Below are 19,519 nucleotides of genomic sequence, written 5' to 3' on the forward strand. Positions count from 1 at the left end.
AACTATTCGCAACAAGTCAAGGGCTCCTCCGGCCCGATTGATCCCCCTCTGCTTTCATGCCACCGTCGCGGCTGAGGCACGAGGGAGGGAACCACCATGCAGGGTCAGATGATGCATCGGCCGCTCAGGATCATAGACATCCTGTTGCACGCCGCCGAAGCGCATGCCGCCGAGGGCATCGTGTCCGCACGAGTTGAAGGTGACCTGCACCGCCAGAGCTATCCGCAAACGCTGGTGCGGGTGGCGCAGCTCGCGCAGGCGCTGACCGGACTGGGCGTCGAACAAGGCGACCGGGTTGCCACCTTGGCATGGAACGGCCACCGACATTTTGAGCTCTACTACGGGGTCTCCGGCATCGGTGCGGTCTGCCATACGCTTAATCCGCGCCTCTCGCATGAGCAATTGCTTTACATCATCGCCCATGCCGATGACCGGCTCTTGTTCCTTGATCTATCCTTTGTGCCGCTGATCGAGGCGATCTTGCCTGATCTACCACAGGGTCTGCGTTTCGTGATCCTGACCGACCGCGCCCATATGCCGGACTGCTCTTTTGACGCGCTCTGCTACGAGGATTTGCTGGCCGCGCAGACGCCCGATTTTGACTGGCCCACCTTCCCCGAGGATACAGCCGCCGGTCTTTGCTACACCTCTGGCACCACAGGCAATCCCAAGGGCGCGCTCTACACACACCGCTCCACTCTGCTGCATGCATTGCAAGTGCCGCTTTGCCAGACCTCCAGTTTTCGTGCGGGGGCGCGCGTGCTGCCCGTGGTGCCGCTCTTTCATGTCAACGCTTGGGGATTGCCCTATGTGGCGCCGCTCACGGGGATGACACTTGTGATGCCGGGGCCAAATCTGGACGGGGCCAGCCTCTTTCGCCTCATGGAGGCCGAGGGTGTCTATTCCGCTTGGGGGGTGCCAACCGTCTGGGCGGGGCTGCTGGCGGAGATCAAGGCACAGGGCCGCATTCCATCCGGCTTTGCTGATCTGGTGGTCGGCGGATCGGCCATGCCGCGCGTGATGATCGAAGCCTATGAGACGCGCGGCGTCATTGTCTCACAGGCGTGGGGCATGACCGAAACCAGCCCGATTGGGGCCTATGGCGTGCTGTCCCCCGCGCTGCATACGGCACCGCTGCCAGAGAGGATCACCGCCAAATGCTGCGCAGGGCGGCGGCTTTTTGGGGTAGATTACAAGATCGTCGATGATGCTGGCCAACGCCTGCCGCATGACGGACAGGCGGCAGGCGAGCTATACATACGCGGCAACACTGTGATCAGCGGCTATTTCAACAACCCCGAGGCCACCCGCGCCGCGATGGATAGCGAGGGTTGGTTCGGCACCGGCGATGTCGCCTCGGTCAGTCCCGAGGGGCGGCTTACGATCCGCGACCGCTCAAAGGATCTGGTGAAATCGGGGGGCGAATGGATCAGCTCAATTGATCTGGAAAACGCCGCCCTCTCGCATCCCGGCATCGCTGCCTGCGCGGTGATCGCCGTGCCGCATCCGAAATGGGACGAGCGGCCAGTTTTAGTGGCGGTCGCCACGGGTGCAGAGCGCCCCACGCTGGCCGATGTCTGCGCCCATATGGCATCGCATTTCGCCAAGTGGCAATTGCCCGATGATCTGCTGTGGGTCGAGGCACTGCCAATGACCGCCACCGGCAAGGTCTCGAAACTGACACTGCGCGACCAGTTCGCCGATTACATCCACCCCGGCATTCGCGGGGACGGCGCATGAGCGGTCTTGACACAGACGCCGTCGCGGCATGGCTTGCCGCGCATTTGCCGGGCTTTGCCGGGCCGCTCACGGCGCAGAAATTCAGCGGCGGGCAATCCAACCCGACCTATCGTCTCATAACGCCCACGCGCAGTTACGTCCTGCGTCGCAAACCGCCCGGCGTTCTGTTGAAATCCGCCCACGCGGTCGAGCGGGAATTTCGCGTGCAACGCGCGTTGCAGGACACATCGGTTCCTGTCGCCCGCATGCACATCCTGTGCGAGGATGAAAGCATCATCGGCACGCCCTTCTACATCATGGACGAGATCAAGGGCCGCAGCTTTGACGCCCCCGCGATGCCCGGTCTCACCCCGCCCGAACGCCACGCTATCCTAGATGAAATGAACCGCGTTCTGGCCGCCATCCATGACGTTGATCTCGTGCAAACCGGCCTTACAGACTACGGCCCGTCCGGCAATTACTACCGCCGGCAGGTGGACCGCTGGTGCGCGCAATATACCGCCACAGCCACCGATGACCTGCCCGAGATGACCGCCCTTATGGCCTGGCTTGATGCGCATATCCCTGAAGATGACGGGCAACGCACGCTGGTGCATGGCGACTACCGACTCGACAATCTGCTTTTTGCGCCCCAAGGCACCGCGTGCGTTGCCGTGCTGGATTGGGAGCTGTCGACCCTCGGCCACCCCTACGCCGACCTTGCCGCCGTGATCATGCAATGGTCGATGCCCGCAACCGCAGAGGGGCGCGGGCTGGCGGGAGTGGACCGCGCCGCCCTTGGCCTCTGGTCGGATGCGGAGTTCATCGCCCGCTATTGCGAAAGACGCGGGATTGCGCCCATTGAGGGGTTCCATTTCTACCTCGCCTTCAGCTATTTCCGCATGGCGGCCATCCTGCAAGGCGTCAAAAGACGCGCGCTGGATGGCAACGCCTCTGACCCCGCGCGCGGTCTGCGTCTTGGGGAGTATGTGCCCGAATTCGCCCGCGCGGGCCTCTCTGCGACCAAGGACAAGATATGACGCAAGACATAGACCCTAACCTGCTTGAACCCCCTTCTGCGCTGCAAACCCATCTTGGGTATCGCCTGATTGCCTGGTCCACAGATTTTGCGCGGATCGAACTGCCGCTAGAGCCATTCCTGATGAACCGTCAGGGGCTACCGCATGGCGGCATCCACGCCACGCTGCTCGATACCGCCATGGGCTTTTGCGGCTGCTACACCGGCGACCCGGCGCGGCAACAGATGGCTCTGACCCTGTCGCTCACGGTCAATTATCTGGGGCAGGCCAAAGGCACGCGGCTCTTTGCCGAGGCCCGCCGAACGGGCGGCGGCAAATCGACCTATTTCGCAGAAGGCATTGTGCGGGATGACAACGGTACGCATATCGCCACCGGTACAGGCGTATTCCGGCTGCGGCGGGATCAGGTTCAATAATCAGCAGTTATGGTTACAGTTAGTAAATCCAATTATTAATTATTGAACGCATCTGTTACACGACCCGAGGATAACGCGCGTGGCCACTGGAATCGGTCGCATTCTGATCGGCGCAACCAGACCACTCACCAACGACAACGATCTAGGTAGGAGACGAAAATGGACGGTAACAACATCGGAAAATGCCCGGTCATGCACGGCAGCGTGACAGAAACAGGCGCCAGCGTCATGGATTGGTGGCCCAAATCCCTCAATCTCGACATCCTGCATCAGCACGACCAGAAAACCAATCCGCTCGGCGCAGACTTCAACTATGCTGAAGAGGTCAAGAAACTTGATTTCGAGGCCGTCAAGGCCGACGTCAAGGCACTGATGACCGACAGCCAGGATTGGTGGCCCGCCGATTGGGGCCATTACGGCGGTTTGATGATCCGTCTCGCCTGGCACTCGGCTGGTTCTTATCGTCTGGCCGATGGTCGCGGTGGCGGTGGCCATGGCAATATCCGCTTTGCTCCGCTGAACAGCTGGCCGGACAACGGCAACCTCGACAAGGCGCGCCGCATTCTCTGGCCGGTCAAAAAGAAATACGGCAACAAGCTGAGCTGGGCCGACCTGATCCTGCTCGCGGGCAACATGGCGTATGAATCCATGGGCCTTAAAACCTATGGCTTTTCCTTTGGCCGTGAAGACATCTGGCACCCCGAAAAGGACACCTACTGGGGCGCGGAAAAGGAATGGCTGGCGCCGAGTGACACCCGCTATGAAAGCGTCGAAAACCCGGCCACGATGGAAAACCCCCTCGCCGCTGTGCAGATGGGCCTGATCTATGTGAACCCCGAGGGCGTGAACGGCCAACCCGATCCGCTGGCGACCGCCGGTCAGGTGCGCGAAACCTTTGCCCGGATGGCCATGAATGACGAAGAAACCGCGGCACTGACCTGCGGTGGTCACACCGTGGGCAAGGCGCATGGCAATGGCGATGCGTCGACATTGGGGGCAGAGCCTGAAGCGGCAGACGTTGAAAATCAGGGCTTTGGCTGGGTCAACCCGAACCTGGGCGGCAAAGCCACCAATGCCGTGACCTCTGGCATTGAAGGGGCCTGGACCACACACCCAACCAAGTGGGACATGGGCTATTTCAAACTGCTGTTCGGCTATGACTGGGAACTCACCAAATCCCCGGCGGGGGCGCAGCAGTGGCAGCCCATCGACATCAAGGAAGAGGACATGCCGGTTGATTCAACCGACCCGTCCAAGCGCGTCATGCCGATGATGACCGATGCCGATATGGCGATGAAAATGGATCCGGCCTATCGCGCCATCTGCGAAAAATTCATGGCTGACCCGGCCTATTTCGACGATTGCTTTGGTCGCGCGTGGTTCAAGCTGACACACCGTGACCTCGGACCGCGGACCCGCTACATCGGACCGGACGCCCCCAAAGAGGATCTGATCTGGCAAGATCCGATTCCGGCAGGGTCGACCGGCTACGATGTCGCCGCCGTCAAGGCAAAGATCGCCGCAAGCGGTCTGAGCCTGTCGGATATGGTCGCCACCGCATGGGACAGTGCCCGCACCTTCCGCAACTCTGACCTGCGCGGCGGTGCCAATGGCGCACGCATCCGACTTGCCCCGCAAAAGGATTGGGACGGCAACGAGCCTGACCGGCTGGCACGGGTTCTGGCAACGCTTGAACCCATTGCAGCCGAAACCGGGGCAAGCGTGGCGGATGTGATCGTTCTGGCCGGCAATCTCGGGATCGAACAGGCGGCCAAAGCGGCAGGGTATGCCGTTGAGGTGCCGTTTACCCCCGGTCGTGGCGACGCGACGGCAGAGATGACCGATGCCGCGTCTTTCGAGGTGCTGGAACCGCTGGCCGATGGCTTCCGCAACTGGCTCAAGAAAGACTACATTGTTGCGCCCGAAGAAATGTTGCTCGACCGGGCACAGCTGATGGGGCTCAATGCGCATGAGATGACCTGCCTCATCGGCGGCATGCGGGTTCTGGGCACCAACCACGGCGACACGGCGCATGGCGTGTTTACCGACAAGGTGGGCGCGCTGACCACGGACTTCTTCACCACGCTCACCGACATGAGCTACAAATGGGAGCCGAATGGCGATGGCACCTATAACATCGTAGATCGCAAATCCGGTGCCGTGAAACACACGGCCACCCGCGTCGATCTGGTGTTCGGCTCGAATTCGATCCTGCGCGCCTATGCAGAGGTCTACGCACAGGACGATGCGCCCGAAAAATTCGTGCGCGATTTCGTCGCCGCATGGACCAAGGTGATGAACGCCGACCGTTTCGATCTGGCCTGATCGGACTGAGCATTCCAAACAGAGAGGCGCGGCGAGAAATCGCCGCGCCTTTTCGTTTCCGTCCCCTTGATCGCTTTTGATTTGGAAACAATCGGGCTATTCTATGACAAGAGCCACACAACCAAGGGGCCGGACAATGCGAGCGGTATATATCGGATTATTGAGCGTTCTGATCGGGGCACCACCGGTGCTGGCCGGGGCGGTGGACCAGTCATTACGCCCGCAGATGCGGCCCGGTTCGGGCCTCATCACAGGGGCGGTGGTTGTTTCGAGCGACGTGCCAGTGCGCAGCCTACGGCCACAATTGCGCCCGGCGGATGTGTCTGAGACCGCCATCGTGCCGGTCAATGCCAATCCGCGCTTTGACACCTGGGTGGCCGGTTTCCGGGGTCGCGCGCTATCACAAGGGATCAGCGGACAGGTATTTGACCGCGCCTTTCGTGGTGTGACGTTCAACCCCGAGATTGTATCAAAAGACCGCAACCAATCGGAATTCAAACGCGAGATCTGGGACTACCTTGACAGCGCCGTCTCGCCCATCCGGGTCAACAACGGACAAGAGGCGCTGCGCAAACACCGCCGCGCACTCGAACGGATCGAGGCACATTACGGCGTAGAAAAAGAGGTGGTCGCCGCCGTCTGGGGGATGGAAAGCACCTATGGCGAACGGCTTGGTGATTTGCCGTTGATCCAATCGCTGGCGACACTGGCCTATGACGGACGGCGCGGCGCGTTTTTTGAAAAACAGCTCATCGCCGCCTTGCAGATCCTGCAATCGGGCGATGTGACACCTGAAAACATGAAAGGGTCATGGGCCGGGGCGATGGGCCATACGCAGTTCATGCCCACTTCTTACCTGGCCTATGCGGTGGATTTCACCGGCGATGGCAAACGCGACATCTGGTCGGATAACCCGACCGATGCCCTGGCCTCAACCGCCGCCTATCTCAAGCGCTTTGGCTGGACCAAGGGCCAACCTTGGGGCGTCGAGGTACAGGTTCCGCGCGGGTTCAGCGCCGCCGCGGCCAAGGCCAAGCGGCTACCGTCTCAATGGGCGGCGCAGGGCGTGGTCGGTATGGACGGGCGCGCGGTGCGCGATTTCGGCACTGCGTCGATCCTGCTGCCCGCCGGGCTTCAGGGGCCAGCCTTTATGGTTTTCGACAATTTCGGCGTGATCAAACGCTACAATAATTCCGATGCCTATGCGATGGGCGTTGGGCATCTTTCAGACCGGATCGGCGGCGGACCGGAAATCAGGGGCGCTTGGCCACGTGGCTATAACCCCCTGTCTTTTGACGAAAAAATGGACATGCAGCGCCGCCTGCAACGCAAGGGTTTTGCCATCGAAAAGATCGACGGCATCATCGGCCCCAATACGATCAACGCCATTCGCGCCTTTCAGCAATCGGTCGGGGTGACGCCGGACGGCCTGCCCTCGCAGGAATTGCTGGCGCTGCTCAAGCGCTCGTGAGCGTCCGCCAATCCGCACCCGACGAGTTGGCGGGCCTCATCTGCTGCCCGACGTGTGATCTGGTCTATACCGCGCCCCACGTGGCGATGCGGCAACGCGCCATTTGCGCGCGCTGTCATACAGTCTTGATCGCGCCACGGCGAAAGGCAGGCAAGCAGTTGATCGCTCTGGCGCTGACTGTGCTGATCCTGATCGTGGCGGCGGTGCTCTTTCCCTTTTTGTCGATCGGCGCGGGCGGGCTACACCATGATGCCTCGATCCTGCAGGCTGCCTTTGTGTTCGAGGGCGGGCTGTCTGTGCTGGCGGTGGCAGTTCTCTTTTTCATCGTGGTCATACCGGCGCTGCGCCTGATGCTGCTGATCTATGTCTTGGCCCCCATCATCCGCGATCACCCCCCCGCCCCTCTGGCGCGCCCTGCCTTTCGTCTTTCAGAGGCGCTCGTGCCGTGGTCCATGGCCGAAATCTTCGCCATCGGTTGCGCCGTGGCACTGGTCAAACTCAGCGATCTGGCGGATGTTGTCTTTGGCCCGGCGGCGTGGATGTTTGCGGTGCTGGTGGTGCTGGTGGTGGCGACCGACAGTCTGATGTGCCGCTATTCAATCTGGGCCTCGCTGGACGCATGAGAACCGCGCGCGACATGGGACTGGTGGGCTGCACACGTTGCATGGCTGTGGCGCCTCTTGGCACAGCGCGCTGTTCGCGTTGCGGCAGTGCGTTGCAATCCCGCGATCCGATGGCGCTGCAAAAGGTCTGGGCGTGGTGGCTGTTGGGCCTTGGCTGCTACATTCCGGCCAATCTTTTTCCGATGCTAGAGACGCGCACGCTGGTCAGTACGCAATCTGATACGATTGTCGGCGGGGCGGTGACGCTGGCAGAGCATGGCAATTGGGGCGTGGCACTGATTATTCTTGTGGCCAGTGTGGTGATCCCGGTGGCCAAGTTTCTGGTGCTGGCCGCTCTGGCATTCGGTGTCTGGCGCGGCTCGCGCTTGTCAAAGGCGCGGCGGCACCTGCTCTATGAGATAGTCGAATACATCGGCCGCTGGTCGATGATCGACGTTTTTGTTGTGGCGATCCTGTCATCCCTGGTGCAATTGCAGGCCTTGGCCACGATCACACCGGGCCGCGCCAGCCTGTTTTTCGCCCTTTCGGTGGTTTTCACCATGCTCTCCGCGCAAAGTTTTGATAGCCGGATGATCTGGGACGGCACCCGCCGACCCGAAGACCAAGAGGATAGCCAAACGTGACCCAAGACAGCACGCCTCCGCCAGAGCCCACTGTTCTTCCTGCCGGACGGAGCCTGATAGACCGGATTTCAGTGATCTGGCTGGTGCCGCTGGCGGCGCTTTTGGTCGTGCTGGTCGTGGCGTGGCAGGCCTATTCCGAGCGCGGGCCGCTGATCGAAATCGCCTTTGAAAATGCGTCGGGTGTTCGGGCGGGGGCGACCGAGCTTCGCTACCGCGATGTGACCGTCGGCATGGTCGAGGACGTAAGTTTTGCCCCGGGTCTCGACCTCGTGCTGGTCAAGGTCCGCGTGGATCAAGAGGTGGCACCCTATATCGACCGCGACGCCCAATTCTGGGTGGTCCGTCCCCAAGTTACGGCGCGGGGCGTCACCGGTCTTGGGACCGTGCTCTCGGGCGTCTACATCGAAGGTTTATGGGACAATAGCCCCGGTGCGGCCGTCACGCAGATCGCAGGCCTGCCCGATGCCCCCTTGGAACGGGTGGGGCAGGATGGTCTGCGCCTCATGCTGCGGGCGCAGGGGCGCGCCTCGCTGGTCGAAGGCGCTCCGGTGATCTATCGCGGGATCGAGGTGGGGCGCATCGGGCGACCGCGCATCACTGCTGATGGCAGCTCCGCCGAGGCAGAGGCGCTGATCTTTGCCCCGCATGATCGTCTGATCAACAGCGCGACGCGCTTTTGGGACACCTCCGGCTTTTCCTTTTCGCTCGGACCCGGCGGCGCACAACTTGATTTCTCATCCGTTGCCGCACTTGTGTCCGGCGGCGTCACCTTCGAGACGATGATTTCAGGTGGCACATCGGCGCGGGCCGGAGACAACTACACCGTCTACTCCGAAGAATCCGCGGCACGTGCCAGCCTGTTTCGCGGGGACGACAACGAAATCCTCACGCTTGCGGCAGTGTTCGAGGACAATATCGCAGGTCTTAGCGTGGACGCCCCCGTTGAGTGGAACGGGTTGCGCATCGGTCAGGTGAGCGCGCTTAATGGCGTGGTCGATGAGGCGCGATTTGGCGATGACCGCGTGCGGCTTCTTGTCAGTCTGGCAATCCGTCCGGGACGGTTGGGGCTGGAGGGAGGTGCAGGGCGCGACTCGGCGCTTGCCTATTTGCGCGAGAGCGTGGCGACGGGCCTGCGCGCGCGGCTGGCCTCGGCGTCCATATTGACCGGAGGGCTCAAGGTTGAACTGGTCGACGTGCCCGATGCCCCCCCTGCCGAAATCGAGACGGCAGATGGCGGCGATCTTCTTTTCCCCACCACCGAGAGCGAGATCGCGGATGTATCGGCAACCGCAACGGGCGTATTCGAGCGGATCAATGCCTTGCCCATCGAAGAGGTGATGGCCGAGGCGATCACCCTGCTGCAAAACGCCAATGCCTTGGTCTCCAGCGCCGATACGCGCGCCGTGCCGGGCAATGTCAACGCGCTTCTGGATGAGACACGCGGCGTGATTGGCGCGCCAGAGGTGCAGGCCCTGCCTGGGCGGCTTGATGCCGTGCTGACCGAGATGGAGACGCTGGTCGCGCAAATCGCGCAAGAGGCTATAGCGGCCAAGTTGAGCACCGCGCTCAGCGATGCCTCTGCCGCGTCTCAAGGTGTGAGCGATGCCGTGAGCGGTGTGCCAGATCTCGTGGCGCGGCTGGATGCCGTGGCGCAAAAGGCCGAAAGCGTCGAGATTGATGCCATGGTTGCACAGTTGACCGCGCTCATAACCTCGGCTGACACGCTTTTGGCGCAAGAGGGCACACAGGCCCTGCCTGCCACGCTGAACGCAACCCTTGACGAAATGCGCAGCGTTCTTGCGCAATTGCGCGAAGGCGGCGTGGTCGAGAATGCCACCGCCGCCCTTGGCTCTGCCCGCGATGCCGCGGATACTTTTGCGCAAGCGGGCCGTGATCTGCCGGGCCTTATTGCCGAGGCCGAGGCCGTGCTGGCACAGGCGCGCGGCACGCTGGCAGGCTATGCCGCCGACAATGGTGTAGGCCGCGACGCCCGCGCCGCAATGCGCGAGGTTGAACGCGCCGCGCGTGCTGTGTCATCCTTGGCCCGAGCCATAGAACGGAATCCAAATTCGCTGCTTTTGGGAAGATGATGAGAATGAAGAGATTTTCCGCCCTGCTTTTGCTGGCCGCCCTCACCGCCTGCACCTCTGTTCCCGAACAGCGACTGACCGTGCCACGCGCGCCGATTGAGACCAAGCAGCGGATCGCCTTTGGCTCAGTCGCGCTGCGCGAGGTGTCCTTGCCGGGATATGCCGCGGGTGAGGAAATCTATTTCTCGGATGCAACAGGCGTTCTGAGCACTCAACCCGGCCTCTTTTGGGCCGATGATCCGGGCCGCGCCATCACGTTGGAACTCAGCCGTCATCTGGCCCAAATCACCGGCGCGCGGGTGGCGGCAGAGCCTTGGCCCTTTGGTGGCTTTCCCGAGGCGCAGGTCGAGGTGCGGGTCGAAGAGATGCTAGCGCAAGCGGATGGCGTATTCCGGCTTGCCGGGCAGTATTTCGTGTCATCTGAGAATGGCCGCGCGCGCGCACGGCTTTTTGACCTGAGCGTGCCCGTACCGGACGAGGCAGGCATTACCGCCATCGCCGCAGCACGCGGTCAGGCCGTGCGGGATTTGGCGGTTACGATTGCACGCGACGGGCTGCGCTGAGGGCGTCCGATCTTTTACCTACCGACGCTTGCGCTCGGCCTTGCGCCTCTCGACCGTCGCCTTGCGCTTGGCGCTGCCCAGCTTGCGTTTTGGCGGCTTGCCGCGTGTGGCGCGCGGGCCTTTGGGCAGGGTCTCGCCATCAAGGCTAACCAGTTCAAGCGCAATGCCACCTGTCACGGGCGCGGCCTCGGCCAGCTTGACCGTCACGCGCTGCCCCAAGCCAATCGTAAGCCCGGTATCGGACCCCATCAGCGTGCTTGCTTCGCGGTCGAAGTGGAAATATTCCCGGCCCAATGAGCGCACCGGGATCAACCCATCCGCCCCGGTTTCATCCAGTTTCACGAACACGCCGAATTTGACGACGCCGCTGATACGCCCGGTGAATTCCTCACCCAATCGCTCCGACAGAAACGCCGCCAGATAGCGATCATTGGTGTCACGCTCGGCCATCATCGAGCGGCGCTCGGTGTCGGAAATATGCTGCGCCGTCGCCTCAAGCTGCGCTTCTTCCTCATGGCTCAGACCATCTTTGCCCCAGCCATGCGCCGAAATCAGCGCCCGATGGACCACAAGATCGGAATAGCGCCGAATGGGCGAGGTGAAATGCGCATAGGCCTGAAGTGCAAGGCCGAAATGTCCGAAGTTTTGCGGCGCATAATAGGCCTGTGTCATCGCGCGCAGGGTGGACATGTTGATCACCTCGGAATGATCCGTATCGCGCGCTGCATGCAGCAGCGCGTTAAGATGTGCGGTTTTCAGCACCTGACCCTTAGCGAGCACCATCCCCGCCGTCGCCGCTACCTCGCGCAGGGCATCAAGTTTTTCGGGGCTTGGTTCCTCATGCACCCGGAACAAAAGCGCCGATTTGCGCGCCACCAGCGTTTCGGCGGCGGCCACATTGGCCAACACCATGCATTCCTCGATCAGCTTATGGGCCTCCAGTCGCTCGGTGAAATTCACCGATAAAACCTTGCCCGCGTCACTCAGGACCACCTTGCGCTCGGGCAGGTCGAGGTCGAGCGGCTGACGGCGACGCCGCGCCTCCTCTAATGCGGCATAGGCGGCATAGAGCGGTGTAATCACCTCGTCCATCAGGGGCGCGCATTTGTCATCCGGCGCACCATCCTGCGCCGACTGAACCTGTTGATACGTCAGCGACGCAGCAGAGCGCATAAGACCGCGCACAAACCGATGCCCGATCTTTTCACCGGTCGCGGTGATCTGCATCCGCACCGCGATACAGGCGCGTGGCACACCCTCATGCAGCGAACACAAATCACCAGATAGGCGGTCGGGTAGCATCGGCACAACGCGATCAGGGAAATAGCTTGAATTGCCGCGCTTGCGCGCCTCGTGGTCAAGCGCCGTGCCGGGGCGCACGTAATGCGCCACATCGGCAATCGCCACCCAGATCACATGCCCCCCTTCGTTCTTGGGATCATCATCGGCATGGGCCCAGACCGCATCGTCATGGTCGCGCGCATCCCAAGGATCAATCGTGATCAGCGGCATATCACGCATATCCTCACGGCCCTTGAGGCCCGCAGGTTTCATCGCATCCGCCTCTGCAATCACGGCATCGGGAAAGCTGTCGGGGATTCCGTGCTGATGGATAGCGATAAGCGACACCGCCTTGGGTGCCGATGGATCGCCCAACCGGTCCAGAACCCGCGCGCGCAGCAGGCCCATGCGGCCCGCAGGACCCGCCTGTTCCGCCTCGACAAGCTCGCCATCCTGGGCGCCGCCTGTGGCATCCGCAGCCACGTGCCATTCCTTGCCGTCGCCCTTGTCGATAGGCAGGATGCGCCCGCCCTCTGCCCCTTTGCGGAAAATTCCCAGCACTTTTCGCGGGTTGGTGCCGATACGGCGAATCAACCGCGCCTCATAGTGATGGCTTTCGCCCTTGACCTCTTGCAGACGCGCCAGAATGCGGTCGCCTACCCCCATCGCGGGGTCAGAGGCGCGCGGAATAAGAAGCACGACAGGCTCTATCCCCTCACCCGTCCATTCCAAGGGCCGCGCAAGCAGTTCTCCGTCAGAGGCCTGCCCCGTGATCTGCAACACGCTTACGGGTGGCAGCCGGTCAGGGTCACGATAGGATTTCTTGCGCTTTTCCAGATGGCCTTCGTCCTCGAGCTCCTTGAGCAGGCGCTTGAGGTCGATCCGCGCAGCCCCCTTGATGCCAAAGGCCTTGGCGATATCGCGTTTCGCGGTGAGGGTCGGGTTGTCCGAAATCCATTGCAGGATTTCGACCTTGCTGGGCATCTGGCTCATGTCTCGGCCCTAGCACGAAGCGCGAGCGGCGTCATCCGGGAAACCACCGAAATACCGGGCAGGGTTTAGAGAATTCTTCACCCTTTGGCCCCTAAGGTCAGACGAGACCCGCAGAGAGGCCCACGATGAAAACAACCACCCCTTTGGCCCGACTGAGCACCGTCGCCCATGGCGGGGTGGCCGCTCATCTGACCCGCGTGCAAAAGGCGGCGATCATCGTCAGGTTTCTGATCAACGAAGGGGCTGAAATCGCGCTGACGGACCTGCCGGACGTGTTGCAAGCGCGCCTCACCACACAGATGGGGTCGATGCGCTATGTCGACCGAGGAACGCTTGCGGATGTGGTCGCGGAATTCGCGCAGGAGTTGGAGGGGATGGGGCTGACCTTTCCGCGCGGCGTGGCTGGGGCGCTTAGCGCGCTCGATGGCCGGATCAGCCCGCAAACCGCTGCGCGCCTGCGCAAGGAGGCGGGCGTGCGCCAACAGGGCGACCCTTGGGAGCAGGTGAAACACGCCGATCTTGCCGCGCTCATCCCCATTGTCGAACGGGAAAGCACAGAGATTGCGGCCGTGCTCTTGTCCAAGCTCGACGTAGCGCGCGCGGCGGACCTCTTGGGCAAACTCCCCGGAGAATTGGCGCGGCGGATCACCTATGCGGTATCGCAGACCGGCGCGGTCAGCCCCGAGGCCGTTGACAGGATCGGTCTGGCACTTGCCGCGGAATTGCACGACATCCCCGAAACCGCCTTTGCCCAAGGGGCGGTCGAACGTGTGGGCGCAATCCTCAACTTCTCGCCCGCCGCGACGCGCGATGACGTGCTGACAGGATTGGACGAAGCCGATCAAGACTTCGCAAACCTTGTGCGGCGCGCGATCTTTACCTTTGTGCATATTCCTGAGCGGGTGAAGCCCACGGATATTCCGCGCATCACGCGGGAAGTGGATCAGGCGGTTCTTGTCACGGCGCTTGCGGGGGCAGCCTCGGGCGATCTGGCGCCGGTGGCCGAGTTCATCCTCAGCAATATGGGCAAACGCATGGCAGAGGCCATGCGTGAGGAAATACAAGAGCGCGGCCGCGTACGCCTGCGCGATGCCGAAGAGGCGATGACCGCTGTGGTCAACGCCGTGCGCACCCTCGAAGCGGCGAGCGAGATCGCCTATGTGACCCCCGAAGAAGACCAGAGCGCGTGACCACTGGACAAGCCGCGCCAGCCCTCCTAGGCTTGATTCCATGAGTGATTGGGATGGACGCCGCTGGCACGACATGGGCGGACAGGCTGCCGGGCCTGTGCCGATGGACGGTCATGATTTTGCCCTTTGGGAAAAGCGCATCGATGCGCTGATGGTGCTCTGTGGGGAAAAGGGCCTGTTTAGCGTTGACGGGCTGCGTCGCGCTCTTGAGGATATGGGCGAAGACGCGTTTGAGACGTATTCCTATTACGAACGCTGGATCGCTGCCGTGAACCAGAACCTGCTCGAGGCCGGTGCCTATTCGCTTGAGGAATTGGCGGCCCGGATGGATGCTGTCGCCGCGCGCGGTCCTACCTATGCCGAGGCGCAAGATGGCTGAGCGGGTGCGGGTCAAGGCGCTGACGCCGCCGGGTCATGTGCGCGCCCCGTGGTATCTGCGCGGCAAGCAGGGCGTGATCGAGCGATCCTTGGGGGCCTTTCGCAACCCCGAGCAACTGGCCTATGGCCTGACAGCCGAGGAAAAGCCGCTCTTTCGCGTCCGTTTTGCCATGCGCGACATCTGGGGCGAGGCCGCCGAGAACCCCGATGACACGCTCGATGCCGAACTCTACGCGCATTGGCTGGAACAGGTGGATAGCCATGCCCCATGACCACCACGATCACGACCATTTCCACCATGAGGGGATGAGCCCCTCTGGCCATCCCTACCGCGCCGACAACGACGGCCCACTGACCTATTGGCAGCGCATGGAAATCGCAGTGCGCGAATTGCTCGTGGAAAAAGGCCTGCTCACCCCGGCCGAGATTGCTGCGCAGATTGAGGCGATGGATGCCCGCAGCCCCGCCAACGGCGCGGCCGTCGTGGCGCGCGCCTGGGTCGATCCCGATTTCAAGGCGCGGCTTTTGGCCAATGCCTCTGCAGCCAGCCGCGAGATGGGGTTCAACATCGGCCCGCTCCACCTGATCGCGGTTGAAAACACCGTCCAGACCCATAATCTCATCGTCTGCACGCTTTGTTCGTGCTACCCGCGCAACCTGTTGGGCTTGCCGCCCGATTGGTACAAGACGCGGGAATATCGCAGCCGTGCGGTGCGCGAACCGCGCGCGGTTCTGCGTGAATTCGGTCTGGATCTGCCCGAGGATGTCACCGTCCGCGTCCACGACAGCACCGCCGATATGCGCTATATCGTGCTGCCCGCCCGTCCAGAGGGGACCGACGCGATGGACGAGGCGCAATTGGCCCGCTTGGTCACGCGCGATTCGATGATTGGTACGGGCCTGCCCCGTCAGCCCTGAGAGGCGGCTGGCATGTGCGGACGCTTTGTCATCACCCTGCCCAATGACGCGATGGCGCAACTCTTTGGCGCGGCCCCGGACAACGACCTACCCGAGCCACCCGATTACAATGTCTGTCCCACAGCCCGGATCGCGACTGTTCGTCTGGGCGAGAGCGGCACGCGGCGGCTTTCGGCCTTGCGATGGGGGTTCTTGCCGAATTGGTATGACAGCCCCACCGCTGGCCCGCTGCTGATCAACGCCCGCGCCGAGACCATCGCCGACAAACCCGCCTTTCGCGAGGCGGCACGCGCGCGCCGATGTCTCATTCCCGTCGCAGGCTTTTACGAATGGACGCGGGATGGCAACACACGCCTGCCGTGGTTTATCCAAAGGCGCGATGCTGCGCCGCTTATCATGGCCGGGGTCTGGCAAATCTGGGAGCACGGCAATACCCGGATCGACACCTGCGCGATTGTCACCTGCGCCGCGAATGACAGCATGGCGCAAGTGCATCACCGGATGCCGGTGATCCTTGAACCGCAGGATTGGCCGCTCTGGCTGGGCGAGGCGGGGCATGGCGCGGCGCGGCTGATGCGCCCTGCGCCCGAGGACACACTAGAGATGTGGCGCGTCGCCCCAACGGTCAATTCCAACCGCGCGCAGGGGGCAGACCTGATCGTGCCGATCCCACACACGACGGCTTGAACCCCTTCTTTCACGGGGACCCTTTTCTAACCCCGGTCAAACGATATATAGACGTCATGAAACAGACCCTGTCACATGGCAATAATCCGATAGTGCGACTGAAATGATCCAGCATCCGATTACAATGACCGGGCCCAAGGAGGACGCGGGCGATCCTGCGGTGGTCGTTGCCACACGGCCCAAGACCAAGCGCCCGCCGCTCTACAAGGTTCTGCTGCTGAATGACGATTACACGCCGATGGAATTCGTGGTGGCCGTGCTTGAACGGTTTTTCGGCATGTCGCACGCGCAGGCCTTTGAAATCATGTTGACCGTGCACAAAAAGGGGCTGGCGGTCGTGGGTGTCTTCAGCCACGAAATCGCCGAAACCAAGGTGGCGCAGGTGATGGATTTTGCCCGCCGTCACCAACATCCGCTGCAATGCACCATGGAAAAAGAATAACTTGGCCATCGCCACCCGCCTGACACTTGCCCTCGCCGACGGGGTTGCGACCCTGCCCGAGGCTGGACGCATTGCCGTATTCACCCCGCGCGTCGGGGCTGATCTCTCGGCCTTGCCCATGGACCGCGTGCAGGTGATCACGCCACTCAAGCCCGATTATGATTACTTTGCCGGTTTGGGATATGACTGTGCCATAGCCCCCGAGGGGCGGTATGGGGCTGCAATCCTCTGTCTGCCCCGCGCCAAAGCACGGGCCCGCGCCGCATTGGCAGAGGCCGCCACCGTCACCGATGGCCTGATCATCGTCGATGGCCTCAAGACCGATGGTATCGAATCGGTGCTGCGCGACTGCCGCCGCCGCGTCGCGGTCAGCGCGCCGCTGTCCAAGGCACATGGCAAGATCTTTAGCTTTGCCGCAGGCCCTGAATTTGCCGATTGGGCCGCAACCACAGCGCAGCCGATTGCGGGTGGATATGTCACGGCACCGGGGGTCTTTTCCGCCGATGCGGTTGATCCGGCATCGCGCCTTTTGGCGGATAGCCTGCCACAAGCGCTTGGCACGCATGTGGTCGATCTGGGTGCGGGATGGGGCTATCTAAGCGCGCGCGCTCTGGAACGCGCCGGCATTGCCCGTCTTGATCTGGTTGAGGCCGATCATGCGGCCCTCGCCTGTGCACGCCAGAATGTCACAGACGCCCGCGCGCAATTTCATTGGGCCGATGCGACCGTCTGGAAGCCCGACGCGCGTGCCGATAGCGTCATCATGAACCCACCCTTTCACGAGAGCCGCAGTGCCGATCCCGATCTGGGCCGCGCCTTTATTCGCGCGGCGGCGGGCATGCTCAAACCCTCGGGTAGCCTCTGGATGGTGGCCAACCGGCATCTGCCCTATGAGACCACGCTGGCACAGTCCTTTACCTCGGTCAGTGAGGTAGCTGGCGACACCCGCTTCAAGATCCTCCACGCCAGCCGTCCTGTGCGCCAGAGCCGCTAGTGCCCCCATGCGCGCCAGACCCAGCTTGAAAGGTCCGATATGTCCTTCTCGATCACCGGAAAAACCGCCATTATCACCGGAGGTGCCAATGGTATCGGCCTCGCCATCGGGCGTCATTTCGCGGACAAGGGCGCCAATGTTGTCTTTGCCGACATGGATGAAGCGCGCCTGATCAAGGAATTGGGCGAGAATGACGACAGCAGCAACATCCGCTATTTCGCGGGCGACCTGCGGCAAAAACTGACGCAGGCCAATCTGCTGTCGGCCACGATCGACGCCTTTGAACAGGTGGATATCCTCGTCAATGCCTGCCGCCAGATCGTGCCTTCAGATGCGCTCAACCCCGATGATGACGCGGTTGAGATGCTATTGGAGCAGAACCTTTTGACCGCGCTGCGCATGAGCCAACAGGTCGCGCGCCGGATGATCAAGCAATCCGAAGGCCAGACCGAAGGCAGCGCGGGCACCATCGTCAACCTGTCCTCGATTGCCGCGCGCTGCACCCATCCGGATCTCTTGGCCTATTCGGTGGCCTCGGCGGCACTGGATCAGATGACACGCAGCCTGGCACTTGCCTTGGCACCGCACCGTATCCGGGTCAACGCCCTTGCCTTTGGCTCGGTCATGAGCGCGTCGCTCAAGGAAACGCTACGGGAACACAGCGATTACCGCGCCGATATCGAATGCCACACGCCCCTTGGGCGGATTGCCTCGGCGGCGGAACTGGCAGAAGCGGTGCATTATCTGGCCTGTGATGGATCAGCCTTTATGACCGGACAGATCATGACGGTGGACGGAGGGCGGACCCTGCTTGACCCCTGCGCAGCCCCGGCGCACTAATAGGCAACATCGCCCGAGGACCAGACGCATGACCGACGACTTTACCCAGCAAAAATCACGTGCCGCCGCATGGTTTCGCCAGTTGCGCGACGATATCGTTACCGCGTTTGAGGGGTTGGAGGACAACCACGCCACCGGGCCTCTGTCAGACGCCGCGCCCGCGCGGTTTGAGGTAAGCGACACCAGCCGCCATAGTGACGACGGATCGGACGCCGGGGGCGGGCTGATGAGCGTGATGCGTGGCGGGCGGGTCTTTGAAAAGGTCGGCGTCAATGTGTCAGAGGTCTATGGCACCTTGGGAGAGGCCGCACAGCGCGCCATGGCGGCGCGCGGTGTGCCCGGCATGGACAGCGATCCACGGTTCTGGGCCTCTGGGATCAGCCTTGTGGCGCATATGCAGAACCCGCATTGCCCGGCGGTCCATATGAACACCCGCATGTTCTGGACCCCGCATGCGTGGTGGTTCGGTGGCGGATCGGATCTTAATCCCTGTATCGAGTATCCCGAGGACACGGCCCATTTCCATGGCCAGCAACAGGCGCATCTAGATCCGCATGGCACGGACCTCTATCCGAAACTCAAGGCTTGGGCGGATGAGTATTTCTTTGTGCCACACCGCAATCGGGCGCGCGGCGTGGGCGGTATTTTCATGGATGACCGCAACACTGGCGATTGGGAGGCCGATTTTGCGCTGACACAGGATATTGGCCGCGCCTTTCTGCCTGCTTATGTTCCTTTGGTGGAAAAACGCCGGGTGCAGCCTTGGTCGGATGCGGACAAGGACACGCAGCTTGTGCATCGTGGCCTCTATGCCGAATACAACCTCGTCTATGACCGAGGCACGAAATTCGGACTGGCCACAGGCCATGACGCCAACGCGGTGCTTATGAGCCTGCCACCGCTGGCTAAATGGACCTAAGCGCGTC

19 protein-coding genes are annotated in these 19,519 nt (G+C 62.2%); 18 read left to right on the top strand and 1 reads right to left on the bottom strand.

What is annotated here, in order from left to right:
• The first annotated feature begins 96 nt into the window (after positions 1-96).
• The 9 genes from GC127_RS04785 (at position 97) to GC127_RS04825 (ending at position 10,870) form a co-directional block, all read left to right on the top strand.
• Positions 97-1,740, top strand: a complete 1,644-nt coding sequence (locus tag GC127_RS04785) for a long-chain fatty acid--CoA ligase (protein WP_151976792.1) — start codon at positions 97-99, stop codon at positions 1,738-1,740.
• A complete protein-coding gene (locus tag GC127_RS04790; RefSeq protein WP_151976794.1) occupies positions 1,737-2,759 on the top strand; it encodes a phosphotransferase family protein in 1,023 nt (340 codons plus the stop codon). Before GC127_RS04785 ends, GC127_RS04790 begins: the two co-directional genes overlap by 4 nt.
• Complete coding sequence (locus GC127_RS04795; protein WP_151976796.1) at positions 2,756-3,175, top strand: PaaI family thioesterase; 420 nt, start codon at positions 2,756-2,758, stop codon at positions 3,173-3,175. The genes GC127_RS04790 and GC127_RS04795 overlap by 4 nt, the downstream gene beginning before the upstream one ends.
• Positions 3,176-3,334: 159 nt before the next feature.
• The gene (gene katG / locus GC127_RS04800) at positions 3,335-5,500 is read left to right on the top strand and encodes a catalase/peroxidase HPI (RefSeq protein ID WP_151976798.1); all 2,166 of its coding nucleotides are present in this window, start codon (positions 3,335-3,337) and stop codon (positions 5,498-5,500) included.
• Between the two features lie 136 nt (positions 5,501-5,636).
• Positions 5,637-6,971: a lytic murein transglycosylase gene (locus tag GC127_RS04805; protein ID WP_151976800.1), complete on the top strand. Its 1,335-nt coding sequence runs from the start codon at positions 5,637-5,639 to the stop codon at positions 6,969-6,971.
• The gene (locus tag GC127_RS04810; protein ID WP_151976802.1) at positions 6,968-7,594 is read left to right on the top strand and encodes a paraquat-inducible protein A; all 627 of its coding nucleotides are present in this window, start codon (positions 6,968-6,970) and stop codon (positions 7,592-7,594) included. Before GC127_RS04805 ends, GC127_RS04810 begins: the two co-directional genes overlap by 4 nt.
• Before the next feature lie 14 nt (positions 7,595-7,608).
• Entirely contained in the window at positions 7,609-8,217 is a 609-nt protein-coding gene (locus GC127_RS04815) for a paraquat-inducible protein A (protein WP_037296730.1), read from the top strand.
• Positions 8,214-10,307, top strand: coding sequence for an MlaD family protein (locus GC127_RS04820; protein ID WP_254699998.1), 2,094 nt, complete (start codon positions 8,214-8,216; stop codon positions 10,305-10,307). The genes GC127_RS04815 and GC127_RS04820 overlap by 4 nt, the downstream gene beginning before the upstream one ends.
• Positions 10,308-10,312: 5 nt before the next feature.
• Positions 10,313-10,870: a membrane integrity-associated transporter subunit PqiC gene (locus GC127_RS04825; protein ID WP_151976804.1), complete on the top strand. Its 558-nt coding sequence runs from the start codon at positions 10,313-10,315 to the stop codon at positions 10,868-10,870.
• 18 nt (positions 10,871-10,888) lie between these two features.
• Here GC127_RS04825 and rnr read toward each other — a convergent pair whose 3' ends face one another.
• Positions 10,889-13,144: a ribonuclease R gene (gene rnr / locus GC127_RS04830; RefSeq protein ID WP_151976806.1), complete on the bottom strand. Its 2,256-nt coding sequence runs from the start codon at positions 13,142-13,144 to the stop codon at positions 10,889-10,891.
• A 125-nt stretch (positions 13,145-13,269) separates the two neighbouring features.
• Between rnr and GC127_RS04835 the strand changes: the two genes are divergently transcribed.
• The 9 genes from GC127_RS04835 (at position 13,270) to hemF (ending at position 19,512) form a co-directional block, all read left to right on the top strand.
• Positions 13,270-14,334, top strand: coding sequence for a flagellar motor switch protein FliG (locus tag GC127_RS04835; protein ID WP_151976808.1), 1,065 nt, complete (start codon positions 13,270-13,272; stop codon positions 14,332-14,334).
• 40 nt (positions 14,335-14,374) lie between these two features.
• Complete coding sequence (locus GC127_RS04840) at positions 14,375-14,713, top strand: SH3-like domain-containing protein (protein ID WP_254700000.1); 339 nt, start codon at positions 14,375-14,377, stop codon at positions 14,711-14,713.
• Positions 14,706-14,984 carry an SH3-like domain-containing protein gene (locus GC127_RS04845; RefSeq protein ID WP_151976810.1) on the top strand — a complete coding sequence of 93 codons (279 nt, stop codon included), beginning with the start codon at positions 14,706-14,708 and terminating at the stop codon, positions 14,982-14,984. The genes GC127_RS04840 and GC127_RS04845 overlap by 8 nt, the downstream gene beginning before the upstream one ends.
• Positions 14,974-15,630: a nitrile hydratase subunit alpha gene (gene nthA, locus GC127_RS04850; RefSeq protein ID WP_151976812.1), complete on the top strand. Its 657-nt coding sequence runs from the start codon at positions 14,974-14,976 to the stop codon at positions 15,628-15,630. The genes GC127_RS04845 and nthA overlap by 11 nt, the downstream gene beginning before the upstream one ends.
• A 12-nt stretch (positions 15,631-15,642) precedes the next feature.
• A complete protein-coding gene (locus tag GC127_RS04855) occupies positions 15,643-16,317 on the top strand; it encodes an SOS response-associated peptidase (protein WP_151976814.1) in 675 nt (224 codons plus the stop codon).
• Between the two features lie 124 nt (positions 16,318-16,441).
• Positions 16,442-16,759, top strand: coding sequence for an ATP-dependent Clp protease adapter ClpS (gene clpS, locus GC127_RS04860; protein ID WP_232279150.1), 318 nt, complete (start codon positions 16,442-16,444; stop codon positions 16,757-16,759).
• 1 nt (position 16,760) lies between these two features.
• Positions 16,761-17,753 (top strand): class I SAM-dependent methyltransferase, encoded by a 993-nt coding sequence (locus tag GC127_RS04865; protein WP_199861195.1) that lies wholly within the window; start codon positions 16,761-16,763, stop codon positions 17,751-17,753.
• Positions 17,754-17,792: 39 nt separating this feature from the next.
• On the top strand, positions 17,793-18,593 hold the full coding sequence (locus GC127_RS04870) for an SDR family NAD(P)-dependent oxidoreductase (protein WP_008279397.1): 801 nt from the start codon (positions 17,793-17,795) through the stop codon (positions 18,591-18,593).
• Between the two features lie 28 nt (positions 18,594-18,621).
• Complete coding sequence (hemF, locus tag GC127_RS04875) at positions 18,622-19,512, top strand: oxygen-dependent coproporphyrinogen oxidase (protein WP_151976816.1); 891 nt, start codon at positions 18,622-18,624, stop codon at positions 19,510-19,512.
• Positions 19,513-19,519 lie beyond the last annotated feature (7 nt).

The sequence above is a fragment of the Roseovarius sp. EC-HK134 genome (assembly GCF_902498815.1).
Lineage (GTDB): Bacteria > Pseudomonadota > Alphaproteobacteria > Rhodobacterales > Rhodobacteraceae > Roseovarius > Roseovarius mucosus_A.